The 18,135-nt window shown below is 65.9% G+C and carries 16 protein-coding genes; 9 read left to right on the top strand and 7 right to left on the bottom strand.

Translation table 11 applies throughout. From position 1 onward, the window contains the following. The 4 genes from ACYQ0L_RS14505 to ACYQ0L_RS14490 all read left to right on the top strand — a co-directional run. On the top strand, positions 1 to 690 hold a 690-nt coding region (locus ACYQ0L_RS14505), incomplete at its 5' end, for a nucleoside transporter C-terminal domain-containing protein (RefSeq protein WP_459790071.1). 43 nt (positions 691 to 733) lie between these two features. Continuing rightward, positions 734 to 1,663, top strand: coding sequence for an isopenicillin N synthase family dioxygenase (locus ACYQ0L_RS14500; RefSeq protein ID WP_459790070.1), 930 nt, complete (start codon positions 734 to 736; stop codon positions 1,661 to 1,663). A gap of 244 nt (positions 1,664 to 1,907) precedes the next feature. Then, positions 1,908 to 5,339 (top strand): TonB-dependent receptor, encoded by a 3,432-nt coding sequence (locus tag ACYQ0L_RS14495; protein ID WP_459790069.1) that lies wholly within the window; start codon positions 1,908 to 1,910, stop codon positions 5,337 to 5,339. Positions 5,340 to 5,444: 105 nt separating this feature from the next. Continuing rightward, positions 5,445 to 6,197, top strand: a complete 753-nt coding sequence (locus ACYQ0L_RS14490; protein WP_459790068.1) for an energy transducer TonB — start codon at positions 5,445 to 5,447, stop codon at positions 6,195 to 6,197. Positions 6,198 to 6,225: 28 nt separating this feature from the next. Here ACYQ0L_RS14490 and ACYQ0L_RS14485 read toward each other — a convergent pair whose 3' ends face one another. The 5 genes from ACYQ0L_RS14485 to ACYQ0L_RS14465 all read right to left on the bottom strand — a co-directional run bounded on the left by ACYQ0L_RS14485 (position 6,226) and on the right by ACYQ0L_RS14465 (position 11,760). Further along, positions 6,226 to 8,790 (bottom strand): HWE histidine kinase domain-containing protein, encoded by a 2,565-nt coding sequence (locus ACYQ0L_RS14485; protein ID WP_459790067.1) that lies wholly within the window; start codon positions 8,788 to 8,790, stop codon positions 6,226 to 6,228. Beyond that, on the bottom strand, positions 8,787 to 9,353 hold the full coding sequence (locus ACYQ0L_RS14480) for a biliverdin-producing heme oxygenase (RefSeq protein WP_459790066.1): 567 nt from the start codon (positions 9,351 to 9,353) through the stop codon (positions 8,787 to 8,789). Before ACYQ0L_RS14480 ends, ACYQ0L_RS14485 begins: the two co-directional genes overlap by 4 nt. A gap of 116 nt (positions 9,354 to 9,469) precedes the next feature. Continuing rightward, complete coding sequence (locus ACYQ0L_RS14475) at positions 9,470 to 9,799, bottom strand: polyhydroxyalkanoic acid system family protein (RefSeq protein WP_459790065.1); 330 nt, start codon at positions 9,797 to 9,799, stop codon at positions 9,470 to 9,472. Continuing rightward, a complete protein-coding gene (locus ACYQ0L_RS14470) occupies positions 9,799 to 10,560 on the bottom strand; it encodes a hypothetical protein (RefSeq protein ID WP_459790064.1) in 762 nt (253 codons plus the stop codon). Before ACYQ0L_RS14470 ends, ACYQ0L_RS14475 begins: the two co-directional genes overlap by 1 nt. After that, entirely contained in the window at positions 10,561 to 11,760 is a 1,200-nt protein-coding gene (locus ACYQ0L_RS14465) for a toxic anion resistance protein (protein ID WP_459790063.1), read from the bottom strand. A 100-nt stretch (positions 11,761 to 11,860) separates the two neighbouring features. Here ACYQ0L_RS14465 and ACYQ0L_RS14460 point away from each other — a divergent pair, with 100 nt between their 5' ends. Further along, on the top strand, positions 11,861 to 13,435 hold the full coding sequence (locus ACYQ0L_RS14460) for a TIGR00341 family protein (RefSeq protein ID WP_459790062.1): 1,575 nt from the start codon (positions 11,861 to 11,863) through the stop codon (positions 13,433 to 13,435). 6 nt (positions 13,436 to 13,441) lie between these two features. On the opposite strand, the gene ACYQ0L_RS14455 is transcribed toward ACYQ0L_RS14460, so the two are convergent. Beyond that, positions 13,442 to 15,193 (bottom strand): fatty acyl-AMP ligase, encoded by a 1,752-nt coding sequence (locus tag ACYQ0L_RS14455; protein WP_459790060.1) that lies wholly within the window; start codon positions 15,191 to 15,193, stop codon positions 13,442 to 13,444. Positions 15,194 to 15,346: 153 nt separating this feature from the next. Between ACYQ0L_RS14455 and ACYQ0L_RS14450 the strand changes: the two genes are divergently transcribed. From ACYQ0L_RS14450 to ACYQ0L_RS14435, 4 genes are read left to right on the top strand one after another with little or no spacing between them, the layout of a single operon-like run. Continuing rightward, positions 15,347 to 15,919, top strand: a complete 573-nt coding sequence (locus tag ACYQ0L_RS14450; protein WP_459790059.1) for a regulatory protein RecX — start codon at positions 15,347 to 15,349, stop codon at positions 15,917 to 15,919. A 5-nt stretch (positions 15,920 to 15,924) separates the two neighbouring features. Then, positions 15,925 to 16,407, top strand: coding sequence for a DUF192 domain-containing protein (locus ACYQ0L_RS14445; protein WP_459790058.1), 483 nt, complete (start codon positions 15,925 to 15,927; stop codon positions 16,405 to 16,407). A 59-nt stretch (positions 16,408 to 16,466) separates the two neighbouring features. Beyond that, complete coding sequence (locus tag ACYQ0L_RS14440) at positions 16,467 to 16,889, top strand: NADH:ubiquinone oxidoreductase subunit NDUFA12 (protein ID WP_459790056.1); 423 nt, start codon at positions 16,467 to 16,469, stop codon at positions 16,887 to 16,889. After that, positions 16,889 to 17,398 (top strand): DUF2155 domain-containing protein, encoded by a 510-nt coding sequence (locus ACYQ0L_RS14435; protein WP_459790055.1) that lies wholly within the window; start codon positions 16,889 to 16,891, stop codon positions 17,396 to 17,398. Before ACYQ0L_RS14440 ends, ACYQ0L_RS14435 begins: the two co-directional genes overlap by 1 nt. Here the strand turns inward: ACYQ0L_RS14435 and aat are convergent. After that, positions 17,344 to 18,030: a leucyl/phenylalanyl-tRNA--protein transferase gene (gene aat / locus ACYQ0L_RS14430; RefSeq protein ID WP_459790054.1), complete on the bottom strand. Its 687-nt coding sequence runs from the start codon at positions 18,028 to 18,030 to the stop codon at positions 17,344 to 17,346. The genes ACYQ0L_RS14435 and aat overlap by 55 nt on opposite strands. Positions 18,031 to 18,135 lie beyond the last annotated feature (105 nt).

Raw genomic sequence — 18,135 nt, 5'->3', positions numbered from 1 at the left:
TTTATGTCTAATAAAAACAGGCCGGGGGGGGGCGCGCCCCCCCCCGAGGCGGAGGGGGAGCTGGCCCTGCCGCGCGGGCGCATCAGCGCCGAAGGCCCCGCCGCCATTACCGAACGCGAACACGCGCACGAAGTCGAGATGGCCGAAACCTTCGAGGAGGGCGAGCGGCCTGCGAACGTGATCGAGGCCGCGGCGCAGGGCGCGCAGACGGGCGTCAAGCTGGCGGTCGCGGTCGGCGCGATGGTGCTGGCATTCGTGGCGCTGGTCGCGCTCGCCAACGGCCTGCTCGGCTGGGCGGGAAGCTGGTTCGGCTATGGCGACCTCTCGTTCCAGCAGCTGCTCGGCTTCGTCTTCGCACCGATCATGTTCCTCATCGGCGTGCCATGGGAAGATGCGGGCGTCGCGGGCGGACTGTTCGGGACCAAGATCGTGCTCAACGAATTCGTCGCCTTCATCGACCTCGGCCAGATCGGCGCCGCCGATATTTCGGAGCGGACCCGCGCGATCATCACCTTCGCGCTGTGCGGCTTCGCCAATTTCAGCTCGATCGCGATCCAGATGGCGGTGACCGGCGGACTGGCTCCCAACCAGCGCCCGGTGATCGCCAAGCTCGGCATCCGTGCGCTGCTGGCCGGATCGCTCGCCAACCTCATGAGCGCGGCGCTCGCCGGGCTCTTCCTTCCCGCCTGATTCTTTCCGCCTGACCCCAACCGCCTCACCAGAGTACCTGCCCATGTCCGATATCGCATCCGTCTCGCTCGACCGTCCGCTCGAAGACATTGCCCGCGATCTGGGGGAGAGCTTTGCCGAGTTCGGCTTCGGCATCGTGCGCGACCACGGCATTCCCGATGCGCTGGTCGCCCGCGCGCAGGCCGCGAGCGAGGCGTTCTTCGCACTGCCCGACGATGTGAAGCGGGCCTACAAGATCGAAGGGAACGCGGGTGCGCGCGGCTACACGCCGTTTGGCCAGGAACAGGCGAAGGACGCGGCCGTCTTCGACCTCAAGGAATTCTGGCACGTCGGACGCGATCTGGAGCAGGGCCATCCGCTGGCCGAGTTCATGGAGCCCAATATCTGGCCCGCCGAGGTGCCCGAATTCGAATCGAGCATGCGCGAGCTGTTCCTGGCTTTCGAGGCGAGCGGGCGGCGGATCCTGTCCGCCATCGCGATCCACCTGGGCGAGGACGCGCAGTTCTTCGATCCGACGATCGAGGATGGCAATTCGGTCCTGCGGCTGCTGCGCTATCCGCCGCTGCCCGAAGATGCACCCGATGGCGCGATCCGCGCTGCGCCCCACGGCGACATCAACGCCATCACCCTGCTGCTGGGCGCCGAAGAGGCGGGGCTGGAACTGCTGACGAAGAAGGGTGAGTGGCTTGCGGTCAGCCCGCCGCCGGGCGCGCTGGCGGTCAATATCGGCGACATGCTCGAACGACTGACCAATGGCCGGCTGCGGTCCACCACCCACCGCGTGGTCAATCCGCGCGGCGAAGCGGTGCGCCGCACCCGCTATTCGATGCCGTTCTTCCTCCACTTCCGGCCCGATTTCAAAATCGCCCCGCTGCCTTCGTGCATCGGCGAGGGAGAAGAGGCGAGCGCACCCGAGCCCATTCTGGCCCACGATTTCCTGATGCAGCGCCTGCGTGAGATCAAACTCGTCTAGGTTCCCGGATTTTTCGGAATGGATGCCGCGAAAGTGCGGTTTGCTCACCTATGTTGCACTGCGGCAACACCCTTTAGGCGCTGAATTCCGCCGATTTCGGATATCGTTGCAGTTTCTGCATCGCTGTATCGCATTTGCGTAATTTGCTTGTCACAAAACTGGCCTTAGTCGCGCTCGACCGGCCACGGAGTCGGCCCACTCGCATCACCATTTTCTCGCTAGAGCGTCTTCAAAGGGGTTTTCCATGAAGCTCAAGTATTTGCTGGCAGCCAGTGTCGCCAGCCTTCCCGCCGCCGTGATCCTGCCAGCCCCGCTGGCCGCTCAGCAGATTACCTCGTCCATCCAGGGCTCGGTCCAGGATGAAGCCGGGGTCCCTGTCGCGGGTGCGAACGTGGTCGTCACCGACACGCGTACCGGTGCGACCCGGTCCGTAACGACCGACAATTCCGGTACCTTCACGGCCACGAACCTCGTCGTCGGCGGACCTTACACCGTTTCGGCCGAAGCCGGCGGCTACGAAGGCCAGACCCTCAACGGCGTGAATATCTCGCTCCAGGGCGCGACCAACCTCACCTTCTCGCTCTCGTCGGGCGCGGGTGTGATCGTGGTCACCGGCTCGCGCGTCAAGCAGACGCAGCTTTCGGTCGGCCCGGGCACCAGCTTCGGCACCGAGGTGCTAGAAAGCGCCCCGACCTTCGACCGCGACATCCGCGACATCATCCGTATCGACCCGCGCGTCAGCCTCGACCGCGACGATTCCGGCTCGGGCGTCGATCGCATCTCGTGCCTCGGCGGCAACGACCGTTCGAACGCCTTCACCATCGACGGCATCAACCAAGGGGACGTTTACGGCCTGAACGACACCGGCTTCGCGTCGCGTAGCTCGGCGCCGATCCCGTACGACGCCATCCGCGAAACGCAGGTCGCCTTCGCGCCCTTCGACGTCGACTACGGCAACTTCACCGGCTGCGCGATCAACGCGGTGACCAAGTCGGGTACGAATGACTATCACTTCGGTGGCTTTTTCGAATATTCGGACCAGGACCTGCGCGGTGACGAGGTCGATGGCGTGGTTGCCGGCGATATCGAGCCGCTCAAGCGCTGGGGCGGGTACCTCAGCGGCCCTGTCATCAAGGACCGCCTGTTCATCTTCGGCGCCTACGAGCATCAGGAAGCCGGTTTCCCGCAGGAATACGGCCCCGCAGGTGGCGGTTTCGGTGACGAGATCGGCGCCGTTTCGGTCGAGCAGTTCAACGAAATCTCGGATGTCCTGAGCTCGGTCTACGGGATCGAAACCGGTCCGATCGTGCGCGTCCGTCCGTACGAAAACGATCGTTATTTCGTTCGCGGCGACCTCATCATCAGCGACAAGCATCGTCTCGAAGCCACTTACCAGCGGCTTGAGGAATCGACGCTCCAGGCGGACGATTTCAGCCAGTTCGGCAGCTTCCGCGGCGCAGTCGTCGGTGCCAACACCTTCAACGAGAGCGGCACGATCTCGGATTATTACTCGGGCCGCCTCTACTCGCAGTGGAGCGACAATTTCTCGACCGAACTGCGGTATTCGCGGTCGGAAATCCAGGATCTTCAGGGCCCCCTCGGCGGCGGTGAAGCGCAGGATGCAAATCCGATCCCGCGTATCGTGGTCGGGATCGACAACGGCGCCGCGGCCGGTGAAGACCGCTACGGCGCGGTGCAGGCCGGCCCGGGCTTCTCGCGTTCGGCCAACGACCTGCAGACCGACATCGACCAGTGGCGTGCAGCTGCGGTGATCGAAGCCGGCGCACACCGCTTCAAGCTGGGTGCCGAACTGAACCACGCCAACCTGTTCAACCTGTTCGTCCAGAACGCCACCGGACAGCTGGTCTTCACCGATATCGACGCCCTGCGTGAAGGTATCCTCTCGAACGGTTCGAGCAACTTCACCAGCCCCAGCAACGTCGCTCAGGGCAATGCTTACGGTGCCTACGGCAACTTCTCGTCCACTGGTGATGTGCGAGACGCCGCAGCAGCCTTCTCGCGCGATATCTACTCGGTCTTCGTGCAGGACGAGTGGATGGCGACCGATCGTCTCGACCTGACCCTGGGGGTCCGCGTCGACTGGTACGATGGTGACCGTCCGAAGCTGAACCCGAACTTCGTCGATCGCTACGGCTTCGGCAACAACACCGGGTTCTCCGCGCTCGATCCGATCGTGATGCCGCGTGCGTCGTTCTCCTACGACCTCGGCGATCTCGCCGTGTTCTCCCGTTCGGAACTGCGTGGCGGCGTGGGCGTCTTCTCCGGCGGTGACCCGCTGGTGTGGTTCGGCAATGCCTTCCAGAACGACGGCCGCGGCTATGCCGAAGGCAACACGGGTAGCTCGCTTTGCCCGACTGGCCCGATCGATGTGGTGGTTGACGGCACCTTCACCGGCGTCCCGACCTGCTTCCGTCAGGATGGCATCGATCGTGCGGCTGCCGGTCTTGGCGACACCGAGTCGATCGATCCCAACATCAAGGTCCCGAGCGTGCTCCGCGCGAACCTCGGCTTCTCGAGCGGGCTCGACTTCGCTCCCAGCGGCTTCTTCAGCAACTGGACGATCAATCTGGACTACATCTATTCGAAGTTCAGCAATCCCTACACCATCGTCGACCTTTCGCAGGTTCCCGACATCCGCGAAGGGCTTGACGGTTTTGCGATCGATGGCCGGCCGATCTATGCGGCAATCGATCCGACCAGGACCGGCTGCGATGCGACGCTGACCGATACCTATCCGCCGACCTACACCGGTGTTTCGGCCGCGTGCTTCGGCACGTCCCGCGACAACGAGCTGATGCTCACCAACTCGGACGGCTACGACAGCCACATCGCCTCGGCGATCCTGGCGAAGCGTTTCAACGGCGGTATCTTCACCGAAGGCGGTTCGGTCGACTTCAGCCTGGGTTACGCCTTCACCGGCGCCAGCGATCGTCGCAACATGTACAACTCGACTGCGGGTTCGAACTACGACCGTACGGCGGCCTTCGATCGCCAGGCCCCGGCCGAATCGCGCAGCTTCTTCGCCAGCCGTCACAACATCACCGTGCGCACCTCGTTCCGCGAGGAGTTCTTCGATGATCTGTCGACCCGCCTGAGCGCAACCTTCGTGGCGCGTTCGGGTCGGCCGTACTCGATCACCTTCACGGACGGTGGCGTGTTCAACGATTCGACGTCGGGTGAAGACAATGTGCTCGCTTACATCCCCAGCGGTATCGACGATCCGAACATTTCGCCGCTGTCGGACGGCGATGCGGTTGCGGCGTTCGCGAATTGGGCGGCCACGCAGGATTGCGTCGCGGATTATATCGGCCGGTCGATCGAGCGTAATACGTGCGATGTCGAATGGTATTACGACATGGATCTGTCGTTCAGCCAGGAAATCCCCGGACCGGGTCGGTTCTTCGGTCGCGACGATCGGATCAAGCTGTTCGCTTCGATGGACAACTTCCTGAACTTCCTCGACAGTAGCTGGAATGTGCAGCGTCGCCGCGACTACTCGGGTCTGCAGAACGTTGCCTACAGCGATGGCGTCGATGATCAGGGTCGTTACATCATCGAAAGCTTCCGAGGCGGGGACGCAATCGAGGGTGACTCCTTCGTCAACGTCAGCTCGTCGCTCTGGCGTCTGAAGGTTGGCATCAGCTACGATTTCTGATCCGACACACTGACCAAGGAAAAGCGGCGGTGCCCCATTGGGGTGCCGCCGTTTTCCGTTTTAGCCCGCCCGGAACCGAGGCTGTGCGCACCGGGTTTCCTACCCATGAGCGACGCGCGGGGATTTTCCGACGATACCACACGCCCCAGCATCCCGGTGCTGGCGGCCATCGCGGTGCTGCATGTTGCGCTGCTCTACGGCCTGATCCGCGCGCTCGCGCCCGATCTCACGATCATCGAGAGCGGCCCGTCCTTCGCCGCCTTCGAGGTCGGCAAGCCGAGCCCATCACCCACGCCGACCCCCGCCCCGACGCAGGCTCCGGCCCCCGGCCCGCCGGATAAGGAGGCAGGGGACGAAGGCGACCCCGGCAAGCGCGCCGTCGCCAGCGCGGTGACCGCGCCGCAGCCGCCGATCCCGCTCCCGAGCCGCGCGCCCGCACCGCGCGCCGCCTCGACCGGGACGGCCGACAGCTCGGGTGCGGCGGATGCGGGCGATGGGACCGGCGCCAGCGGGCAGGGCGACGGGACCGGTGCGGGCGGCGAGGGGCGCGGAATTGGCGGGGGCGGCGGAATCGCCGAGGGGCCCAGCCTCGCGCGCTCGATCACCAACGTCTCCGCCTTTCCCGTTCCGCCCGGTGGGCGGCAGGCGCGGGTCGGCAAGCGGACGCTGGTGATGCTCGACGTGTCCGCGCAAGGCCGCGTCACCGGCTGCCGGGTGACGCAGTCGAGCGGCTTCCCCGATACCGACGCAAAGGTGTGCGAGCTGGCCTACGACCAGATCCGGTTCGAACCGGCGCGCGATGATGCGGGCAACCCGGTGCCCTCGCGCTTCCACTACCAGCAGCGCTTCTTCGAATAGGGCGAAGCGCCGCCGGGGCCGGACGCCGTCAGCCGGGCTCGCCGGCTGTCAGCGCCTTGGCCAGATCGCTCTGGTCGTAAGGCTTCTTGAGGATCGCCCGCGCACCCAGCTCGTCGAACTTGACCTCCTTGGCGCTGTAGCCGGTCGCCAGCACGAAGGGCACGCCCATCCGCTTCAGCTCGCGCGCCACCGGCTCGCTCGATTCTTCGCCGAGATTGAAGTCGAGCACCGCGAAATCGGGCCGATCCTTCTCGATCGCGCGCAGCGCCTGGGTGACGCTGCCACTGACGAGGACTTCGTCGACGCCCAGTTCCTTGAGCATTTCCTCGGTATCGAGCGCGATGATCATGTTGTCTTCGATGAGCAGCACACGAGCCGGCAGCTGGTGGCCGTCGGCGTTTTCGGAGCCGGCATCGGCATCCTTGTGATCGACGTGGCTTGTCATCTCGTGATCATTCTCCGCTTCTTTGAGGAACCGGGCCGGCACGACGAAGCGTGCCTCCAGCCCGCCCAAGGCAAATTGGACATCCGCTTCGCCCTGCAATTCGTGCGGGATCGACTTCTCGATAATGGTCGTGCCGAAGCCCTGTCGCTTGGGCGCCTGCACCGGCGGGCCGCCCCGTTCCTTCCACCGCAGTTCCAGATCGCCGTTCTCGTGCCTGTCCAGCACGATCAGCAGATCGCCCGACTGGTCCGACAGGCTGCCGTACTTGGCCGAATTGGTGATCATTTCATGAAGGACCAGCGCCAGCACGGTGTAGGCCTGCGGAACGACGAGGACATCGTGCCCCTCGACCGAGAGGCGTGCCGTCTTGGAGCCGAGATAGGCTTCCGCCTCCTCGGCGATCAGCTTCTTGAGCGAGGTCGGCCCCCAGTTGTCGCGGGTGAGATTGTCGTGCGCTGCCGCCAGCGCGCCGATCCGTCCCCCGATCAGCTTGGTCAGCGTTGCCGTGTCGCCCGCCTCGTGGCGCGACTGGTTCACCAGTCCGCGGATCAGGTTGAGGATATTGCGCACCCGGTGGTTGAGCTCGGCGATCAGCAGGTCCTGCTGCTCGCTCGCGCGCTTGCGATCCTGCGCCGCGGCATCGGTCAGCCGCAGGATCACCTCCAGCAGCGTGATGCGCAGCGTTTCGGCCAGGTCGCGCTCGGCATGCGACCACTCCGCGCTGCGCCCCTCGACCGTCTGCTGCCAGGCGGCAAAGCTCTTGCGCGGGGTGATGCGCCCCTCATTCGCGTGGTCGACGGGCTTGTCGGGATTGCCGGCCCAGGTGATGACCTGCTTGAGCTCACGCCGCCAGAGGATGAAATAGTCGCGCGGCGAACGCGATACGGGGATGATCAGCGCCCCAGCAGCACGTGCGGTGAAGGCTGCCGCTGCGGGGACCTCGCGCGCCAGTTCTGCCGTCGCGAGAATCTTGCTCGCCGGCCCCGCCTGAAGGCCGGGCAGGATGGCGCGGAATTCGTCTTCGGAAGGTGCGTAGCCGGTGGCGACATAGTCGCCGTCGATGAAGATGCTTGCGCCGTCGTGCGGGATCGTATCGCCGATCAGGGCGCCGGTCTGGGTCAGCGTCTCGCGGACCGAGGCCCCCTCGGCGAGACGCGTCATCAGCCGTTCGTGCAGGTTCTGGCCGAGCACGCGGCGCGCGGTGTTCTGATCGTTCAGCGCGCGGTCGAGCGTGAGCGAGAACATCTGTGAGAAGACCTCGGCCGCGGTGCGGTTCGAAAAGGCCAGCGCGCGCGGGCGGTAGTGATGGCAGGCGAACAGCCCCCACAGCTTGCCGCGCACGATGATCGAGATCGAGAGCGAGGCGCGCACGCCCATGTTGCGCAGGTATTCGATATGGATCGGCGAGACCGAGCGCAGGGTCGAGAGGCTGAGATCGATCGGCTCGCCGCCGAACTGGTGCCCGGGCACCACCGGGACCGGCGTATCGCCGACATCGGCGATGATCCGCAGGCGGTTGCGCAGGTACAGCTCGCGCGCCTGGCTGGGAATGTCGCTCTTGGGGTAGCGCAGGCCCGAGAAGCTATCGACCTCGCGCTCGCGCGCCTCGGCGATGACCTCGCCCGAACCGTCCGGATGGAAGCGGTAGACCATCACCCGGTCGAACTCGAGCAGCGCCTTGAGCCGCTTGGCCGCCGCGCTGCACAGGTCCTCGACATTCTCGATCGTGTCGAGCCCTGCCATCATGGGGCGGATCGAGGCGACATGATTGCCGAAGCCTGCCGGATCGTGCTTTTCGAACTCCAGCACCAGCTGCCCGCCGCTGCGATGGATCGAGCAGTCGAAACGGGTCGCATCGCCGCGCGCAAGGTCGAGCCCGAAAAGCCGCTCCGTATCGTCGTCATCCGCCAGGCGGCTGGCGGCGAGCTGGACGGCACGCAAGGTTTCTTCCGGCAGGAAGTCGTTCAGACGGACGCCCTGCCCGATGCCTTCGATGCCGAGGAATTGGGAGGCATTCTCCGAGTAATGCGCGATGAAATTGTCCGTGGAGACGACCAGCATTGCACCGAAGGACTGGACATGGCCCAGCTGGTGGATCGGCTCGCGGTCGCAGCTCGACAGATCGACTTGGGTGGCGGGTTCGGTCATGCGGGTTGGGCTGCCAGCTGGCGGTCGGCTTCGCGCTGGAAATGCGCGAAGACCGCCGCTGCGATGCGTTCGGCGCCCGGATTGGGATCGGCTTGCGCAAGCAGCGGCCGGAGTGTCTTGAAGTAGGCGGGCATGGCATCGTCGCGCAGGAAGGCCATGGGCCAGCCGGCGGGTGCGCGGGCCGACAGCTCGCGCTCCATCATGCGGTTGCCGAGGGAGGAACCGGCCAGCACCCATGCTGCGCCGAGCCAGGCGACCGGGCCCTGATCCGCAAGATCGAAACCGGGCGCGTCCTCCAGCCCCGCTTTATCGCCCAGAGCGGACAGGTCGGCGGCCAGCAAGGCGGCCTGCGACGGCGGAAGCCATTTCGCCGGGCAGTAGCGGCCCAGCCAGGCCTCGACCCCGTGCCGGGCATTCGCCTGCACCTTCAGGAAGCGCGCGTAATCGCCCCGGTCGGCGAGATCGAGCCGTCCGAGCGTCGTATCGAGCCGCTGGTGTTGTTCGTGAGTGGCTGCGCGCAACCTGGCGCGAAGCTCGGGTGCATTGCCGCACCTGGCCATCATTCGCGCTACCCTCTCTGTTTCTCGATGAAGTTCGACCCCGCACAGCCATATGGCCGCACGCCTGAGGAAATCAACGCCCTCTATATTCGGCGGTTCCCCGATAAACCTTTATCAAGTCAGTCTTTCCCCGAGGGGTTCGTCTTGGGTGGAGGGGCGAGCAGCTTCGTGCCTTTATCCGCTACTGCCGCGGCGATCAGCGGCTTGAAGAAGGAAAGCATCGGCGGAAGGTCGAGTTCCACGATCACCTGCGTCTCCTCGATCGTGATCGTGGTCCGCACGGTCTGCCCCATCGCGCCGACCGCGACCTTCATGCAGTCCTCGTTCGGCCATTCGGTCTGCACCTCGGCAGCCCCGCCGGGCATGTGCGCGGGCAGTTCGGGCATGCGTTCGCGCAGGCGGCGGCGTACCTCTTCCTTGGTGAGGCTGTGCTGGATCGGAACGCGCATCAGCCCGGTGTCCCTTCTGCGGGGGTATCGGCGGCCGCGCCCTCGCCATAGCGGTAGCCGAGATAGCGGTGCTGCACCGCCAGATCGTCGAGCGCGCCGGCGGCCAGCTGGCGGTTGATCGAGTCGATCTCGCCGCTGATCTTGCCAAGCCCTTCGATCAGGCGGGAATCCGCGGTGGCCCCGGCATGCGCCTCGCCTCGCATCGAAGGGGGCACGCGGGTATAGCTTTCGACCATCTCGGGCAGGGTATCGCCCACCAGTTCGCGGATATCGCGGATCGCATCATGCCCCGCCGGTGCGGTTGCAAGCTGCTGGCCGAGGATGTCGAGCTTCACGCCCAGGTCGTCGACCAGCTGCACGGCAGGCGCGGGCAGGGCGGGGCGCTGGGCCTCCAGCCACAATTCGGTCCGCGCCACCATCTCCTTGGGCTCACCCCGGTTCAGCTCGCTGCGCTGCGGCGGCTTGGGTGTGGGGGCGAGCGCGAAGATGCCCAGCGCGACCACCGCAGCGAGCACCATCGCCATCAGGCCCCAGAAGCCGATCCCGCCAAGGATCAGCCCTGCCACGCCCGATGCGACGATGATCGCCACGATCGCCACGGCGAGCCAGGCGGCGCGCTTCATCCAGTGGCGCAGCTTGAGATCGGCCGAGCCCTTGCCGATCGATCGGGTCATGCGGTGCCGCCCGCCGCTGCGATTATCGTCGCGCAGCCGCCTGCCTTCGGCAATCAACCGGTCGCTGTCGCGGGTCAGATCGTTCACCTAGCCCTCCAGCTTCAGCAGCGCGCCTTCGGACGAATCGAGCTGTGCCTGCGCCTGCGCCTGGCTTTCGGCGCGGGCGATGTAGGTCTTCGACTTCTCCACCTCGCTCGAAAGCGTCGTCACGGTCTGCTTCATCGTGTCGAGCGCCTTGAGCTTGAAGGTGTCGACCTCGTCCATCGTCGCGTAGATGTTCTGGAACGCGTTCTGCAGCGTCTGCATCGGGATCGTGCTGGCGGCGGCCTGTTCATGGATCTTGCCGGTCTGTTCGCGCAGCAGCTTGCCGGTCGAATCGATGATGCCCGCCGTGGTGTCGTTGAGCGCGGTGATCTGCTTCAGGACCAGCCGCTGGTTGGTCATCGCCTCGGCCACGGTCACCGCCGTGCGCAGCGCGCTGACGGTGGTGGTGCTGGCACGATCGACGCCCTTCACCAGCTCGACATTGTTCTTCTTGACCAGATCGAGCGCGAGGTAGCCCTGCACCGAGACCGCCATCTGGGTCAGCAGGTCCTGCGTGCGCTGGCGGACGTAGAACAGCGCCGTCTCGCGGATCGCCTTGGCCTTTTCCGGGTTGGTCGCGTCGAGTTCGTTGGCCTTTTCCTCCAGCTTCGCGTCGAGCGTCTTGGAGATGTGGATCATCTGTTCGAGCTTGCCCATCGCTTCCCACAGGTGCTGGCGCTCGACATCGATCGCGGCATTGTCCTTCTGCAGTTCGGTGCGGCCCGAATGCAGCTTGTCGAGGATCGCCTGAATGTGGCTCTGCGCGCTCTGGTAGCTGCGGAAATAGCCTTTCAGGCTGTTGCCCCACGGCAGCTTGGACAAGATTCCGCTCTTGCCCCGGCGCGCCGGGTCCAGCTCTTCCACCGTCGTGCGCAGTTCGGCGAGGTTCGCGCCGACGCCCTGGTCGCGGTCCATCGCGCGCACGGGCCGGTCGAGGAAGCGGTTCGACATGTTGGAGGCCGCCGCGATTTCCTTGCGGCCCATGTTCGAGATTTCGTCGACCCGCTTGCTGAATTCGGGCGACTGCGTGTCCTGCGCCAGCAGGTCTGCAACGAAGCTGTCGACCTTGCTGTCCAGCTCGCTCTTCTTCCCCTCGTCGACGGGAACCAGGCCGACGGCCTTCTCTGCATCCACGACCGGAATCGGCTCGGGCGGAGTCAGGTTGAGCGCGGTCGCGGTGGCGGTTTCGGTCTGCGTGGCCATCGGGGCGGGTTTCCTCATATTCCGGCAACTACTGTATTAGTTGCACAAGACACGTGTTTCAAGCTTTGGCAGTCTGCACTTTCCGCGATAATACCGCACCATGCAAACCCCTTCGCAAGCGCCCACCGATAGCGGCGCGTCTTCTGAAATCACCGACACCGGCAAGAGCCGCCGCCCCGTCGGCATAAAATACGTACTGACTGCGCTGACCCGCTGGTGGACCATCGAGGTGTCTGGCACGGTCGATCAGGCGGCAGTGATCGAGAAGCGCCGTGCCGAGTGCGAACTGACCGCGCGCTACATCCTGATGGTGTGCATGTCCGCCGGGATCGCGATCCTCGGCATGCTGCTGTCATCGCCTGCGGTCGTGATCGGGGCCATGCTGATCGCCCCGCTGATGGATCCGATCATGGGCGTGGGCTTCGCGCTGGCGGTCGGCGATTTCTCGTGGCTGCGGCGCGCCGCACGCTCGCTGCTGCTGGGCATCGTGCTGGCGATCATCTTCTGCGCCGCGATTGTCGTCCTTTCGCCGATCCAGATCGTCACGCCCGAGATCGCATCGCGCACGCAGCCCAATCTGTTCGACCTGATGGTGGCAATCTTCTCCGCCATCGCCGGCGCCTATGCGGTGATCCGCGGGCGCGAAGGGACCATTGTGGGGGTGGCGATCGCCACGGCCCTGATGCCGCCGCTGGCCGCGGTGGGATATGGGCTCGCCACGCTGAACATGACGGTCTTTTCTGGCGCGTTGCTGCTGTTCGTCACCAACCTCACCGCCATCGCGCTCACCGCGACAGCGATGGCCCGCGGCTACGGCTTCAGCACCCGGCTGACCGAGAAGCAGAGCCAGGTACAGGCCTTCCTGATCTTCGCGGCCTTCGTTGCCCTGTCCGTGCCGCTGGGACTGTCGCTCTATCAGATCGGCTGGGAAGCGCAGGCCGAGCGCACGATCCGCGACAGCCTGGCCGACGTATTCGAGGGCAAGGCGCAGAGTGTGGAGCCCACGGTGAACTTCACCGACGACGCGATTACCGTGACGGCGGACGTCTACACCGATACGCTCTACAAGAGCGCGCAGGTGGAAGGGCGCGCGCGCGACGCGCTGGAGGAAGCCCTCGGCCGGCAGGTGAGTGTGCAAATATTCCAGTACGAAAGCGCCGATGCGGTAGAGGCCCAGCGGCTGCAACTGCGCGAGGCGAGCGAGCGCGAGCAGGATTCGCTGGCGCAGGCGCGCACGATCGCCGACCGCCTCTCGATCATCGCGGGAGTATCGAGCGAGGATGTGACGGTCGATCGCCAGCGCCGCCGTGCGCTCGTCACCGTCCGCCCGCTCGAAGGCGCGGGGCTTGCCACCTATGCGGATCTGGAACGCCGGATCGATGCCACCGAAGACGGCTGGGATATCCGCATCGTGCCCCCGCTCCGCGCGCTGCCCGACATTGCCGTTGCGCAGGATGACGAAGGCAACATTGCACCGACCGCAGAGGGGCGCCGCGCGCTGTCCCTGATCGTGTGGGCGCAGCGCAGGATAGGCATCCCGATCCGCGTGAGCGGCACGCAGGAGCAGCTGGCTGTGGTGCGAAAGCGCCTCGAAGACGCCGAGCTCGACTTCGAGGAGGATGAAGTTGCAGGCGACGCCGACACGATCGGCGTCGCCTGGATTATCCCTCAATAGGCCGGGTCAGGCAGCCAGGCTGTAGGGCTGGATTTCGCCGGACAGGTACAGGCGCTTGGCCTTGGCGCGGCTGAGCTTGCCCGACGAGGTGCGCGGCAGCGAACGCGGCGGCACCAGTTCGACGAGGCAGGCCATCCCGGTGACCGACTGGACCTTTTCCTTGATCCGCTCGCGCAGGACGCGGCGCTCTTCCGGGTCGGACACGCGGCAGTGGACCAGCACGGCAGGCGCTTCCTCGCCATCCTCACGCTCGACCGCGAAGGCCGCGATGTCGCCGTGGTTAAAGCCCGGCAGTTGCTCCACTGCCCATTCGATATCCTGCGGCCAGTGGTTCTTGCCGTTGATGATGATCATGTCCTTCGCGCGGCCGACGATGAACAGGTAGCCATCGGCCATGTAGCCCATGTCGCCGGTGTCGAGCCACGCGCTCCCGCCGTCGGTGCTCGGCAGAAGGCAATCGCGCGTCGCTTCCTCGTTGCGGAAGTAGGAATGCATGATGCTGGGGCCGCGGCACCAGACCTTGCCGATCTGGTGATCGCCCTTGATCGCATCGTCCTCGCCCCGGATCTCGACTTCCATCTGGGGCAGCGGCTTGCCGCAATTGACGATCGCGCGGTAGCGCGCCGGGCGGTTGAGGTTGGGGCGCGCGCCCGAAAGCCGCTCTTCCTCGACCAGTTCCACCCGGATGCCTTCGCCCGGCGGCATCACGGTCACCGCCAGCGTCGCTTCGGCGAGGCCGTAGCTCGGCGTGAAGGCGGACGCCTTGAAGCCCGCTTCGGCAAAGGCGTTGACGAAGTTCTGCATCACATCGGGCCGGATCATGTCCGCGCCGTTGCCCGCCGTGCGCCAGCGCGACAGGTCGAACCGGTCGGCGACGCTGCTCTGGCTGGAGATGCGCCGGGCGCAGATATCGTAGCCGAAGGTCGGCGAATAGGAGAGCGTCTGGCCCTTGTTGCGGCTGATCAGATCGAGCCAGGCGAGCGGGCGGCGCGCGAAATGTTCGGTCTTGAGGTAATCGACCGACACCTGGTTCGCGATCGGGCTGAGGAAACAGCCGACCAGGCCCATGTCGTGGTACCACGGCAGCCAGCTGACCACGCGATCGTCGGTGCCGAGGTCCATCGCCTGCGCGTGGCCGTAAAGATTGTGCAGCAGCGCTTTGTGGGTCACCGCCACGCCGGTGGGGAAGCGGGTCGAGCCGCTCGAATATTGCAGGTAGCTGATGTCTTCGGGCTTGGCAGTCGGCAGATCGGCCGGCGGCGCATCGCGGGTCGCGAACTCGTCCCAGTCCACCGACTTGCAGCCGACTCGCTGCGCCGCGGCCTGCGTCATCTCGGCGATTTCGGGCGGATAGATCAGCAGTGCAGGATCCGAGCTTTCAAGCTGGACCACCAGCTGGTCGATATAGCTGTCGCGCCCGCCGAAGGTGGTCGGCAGGGGCAGCGGCACGGGCCACGCGCCGGCATAGATGCAGGCGCAGAACAGCGCCGCGAATTCGGGGCTGGTCTCTGCGATCAGCGCCACGCGGTCCTGCGGGCCGATGCCCGCCGCGACGAGGCGCCGCGCCATCGCCAGCGCATCCTCGCGCATCTCGCGGTAGGAATAGGCGCGTTCCAGCGTCCCGCGCATGTCGTGAAAGTTGAGGCCCTTCTCGCTCAGCGCCGCATAATCGATCGCTTCGTTGAAGGTGGCGAAATCGGCCCGGCGTCGCGGCAGCGCGCAATCGTTGGGCGTCGGAAGAATGTTGCTGTCGTGCATAGAAGAAAGCGTAATCCTGTTATCGCTATCAGGCCTCGGCCCAGGGCATCACCAGAACAGGCATGGGCCGGGCGGGCATTTTATCGGTCGCAATCCTGTTTCCCGTCATCAGGGCGGTTCCAATCCTCAAGGAGTGTGGCATCATTATGTCCCATGGGCGAACCCCCGGACACTCCACGGCGTCGACGCAGCCGCCAAAAGCCGCTGGCCAAGCCGCTCGACGACACCGCATTGCGCGATCTCGCGCTCGGTTACGCGGGGCGCTACGCCACCACGGCGGCCAAGCTCAAGCATTATCTGCGCCGTAAACTCCGCGAACGTGGATGGTCGGGCGAGGATGAACCGCAGGTTGATGCGCTGATCGCCCGCTTCGTGGAGCTGGGCTATATCGACGACGGCGTCTATGCCGAGGTCCGCACGCGCGACCTGCTGCGCCGGGGATACGGCGCGCGCAGGGTGGCGCAGGCGCTGTACCATGCGGGCGTCGATACCGAGGCTCTCGAGGTGCCCGAGCCGGACGAGGCGGAGACGCGCGCCGCCGCACTGGCGCTTGCCCGGCGCCGCCGGATCGGCCCGTTCGGGGCCCAGCCGCCCGACGAGAAAACGCGCGAGAAGCAGCTTGCCGCGCTGGTGCGTGCGGGCCATGATTTCGAAGCGGCCCGCGCGATGGTCGACGCTGCGAGCGAGGAAGAGGCGGAACGATGGGCTTACGGCGACGCGGATTGAGAGGGATGGTGGCCCTTCTGGCGGGCACGCTCGCGCTGGCCGCATGCTCTCCGCAGGCGGCGAGCGAGAGGCGCGCGCAGGGCGGCGACCCCGGCGCCGCCGCTGCGGTGCATCCGGTCTCGGGGCTGGAGCTCGTCCCGGTCACCATCGCGAGCGGAGAGAGCGAGCACGAATTCGTCGCCGAGGTTGCCAGGTCTTCCGAAGAGCAGGCGCGCGGCCTGATGTTCCGCACCGAGCTGGGCCCGGACGAGGCGATGCTCTTCCCCCGCCAGGGCGATGTCGCGAGCTTCTGGATGAAGAACACGCCGCTGCCGCTCGACATCGTGTTCATCGGGCAGGACCGGCGAATCATTAATATCGCGCCCGAGACGACGCCCTATTCGCTCGACAGCGTGTCCGCCCTCGGGCCGACGTCGGCGGTGCTCGAAATTCCGGGCGGGCGGGCCGCGGAACTCGGCATCGGGCCGGGCGACCGGGTGGAATGGTAGCACGCGCAGGCTAAACCGGCTTGGCCCCGGGCCGGGCTTGCGCTAATCGCACCCTCGCAATGAGCATCTTCGGAAAAATCTTCACCTGGTGGAACGGTGCCACCATCGGTACCGCGATCTTCACCTCGCGCAGGGGCGAGCACGTCGGCACCGACGCGTTCGGCAACGAGTATTATCGCGCAAGGCCCAAGCGCGGGAAGACGCCGACTGCAGGCTCCTACACCGGGACAGAGCGGCGCTGGGTGATCTACGAAGGTGCCAATGATGCGAGCCGCGTGCCCGCCGAATGGCACGGCTGGCTGCACGGCGCGGGCGAGGATGTGCCCGAAAGCCACCTGCCGCCGCCGCGCATCTGGGAATCCGACTATTCCCCCAATTCGACCGGGTCGGCCAAGGCCTACCTTCCCAGCGGCGCGCTGGAGCGGGGCGGCCGCCGTGCGCGCGCAAGCGGCGATTACGAGGCCTGGACCCCGGGCGAATAATGGCCGTGCGCAAGCCCGTGGCCCTGCTGGTCGCCGCGCTCGCCGCGCTGGCCGCGTGCGACAATGACGCACCCGACCCGGCTCCGGTAGAGACGGAGGTGCCCGAAGAACTGGCGCAAGGCGGTTCGGTCGATCGCGGGGGCGAGGATACCAGCCAGATCGGTACGCCGATGGCAGAGCGGGTCGCGACGATCGGCCTGCTCAACAAGCGCAACAATGTCAGCCGCGACTTCGAGATGAAGCCCGGCGAGGCGACCCGCGCGGGCGATGTCGTGATCCGGCTGGAAGCGTGCGAGAAGACCGCGCCGTGGGAACTGCCGCAGGAGGAGGGCGCCTTCGTTCAGGTCTTCGTGCGCGAACGGCAGGACGCCGAGCGCGAGCGGAGCTGGAACAAGGTCTTTTCCGGCTGGCTGTTCCGCAATTCACCCAGCGTCAACGTGGTCGAGCACCCGATCTACGATGTGTGGATCAAGGAATGCGCGATGAGCTTCCCGGGCGAGGAAGACTGAGCGCGCGCTTCGGCTTCCACTTCGGCGATGGCTTGCGGCAGGGTGAGCCGCTGCGCGCCGCGCGCTTCGCCCAGCCGCTCCAGATAGTCGCTCTGGGGAATCGGGGTCGCCCCCAGCGATGCCAGATGGCCGGTCATGAACTGGCAATCGAACAGGACGCATCCGGCGCGCTGGAGCAGTGCCAGTAGCCAAGCCAGCGCCACCTTGGATCCGTCGCGGCGGCGGCTGAACATGCTCTCTCCGCAGAACACCCGGTCGAAGGCGACGCCGTAGACGCCGCCGACCAGCTCGCCATCCTGCCAGCATTCGATCGAATGGGCGTGCCCGACCTCGTGCAGCCGCTGGTAGCTCGCCGCGATTCGCCCGCTGATCCAGGTTTCGTCGGTATCGGCCCGCGGCGCAGCGCATTCCAGCACCGTTCCCGCAAAATCGCTGTCGACCCGGATGGTGAAAACCTCGCGCCGGATCGTGCGCGCGAGCGAGCGCGAACAGTGGAAGCCGCCGATCGGGATGATCGCGCGTTCGCGCGGCTCGACCCAGAAAATGTCCTGATCGCGCCGCGTCTCCGCCATCGGGAACAGGCCCTGACGATACGCGGACAGCAGAATGGGCGGGGGGACGATCGGCAGCATGCTGTTAGTAATCTAGCACGCCCGCGCGCGCGGGCGCCATCCTTGTCCGTGTTTTCCCAGCTGAGCCAGCCATGGGCCGGGCATGGGGTGCTGCGGCAAACCATC

The organism is Alteriqipengyuania triglochinis (assembly GCF_054655655.1).
This window is presented reverse-complemented; position numbering and strand designations above follow the sequence as displayed.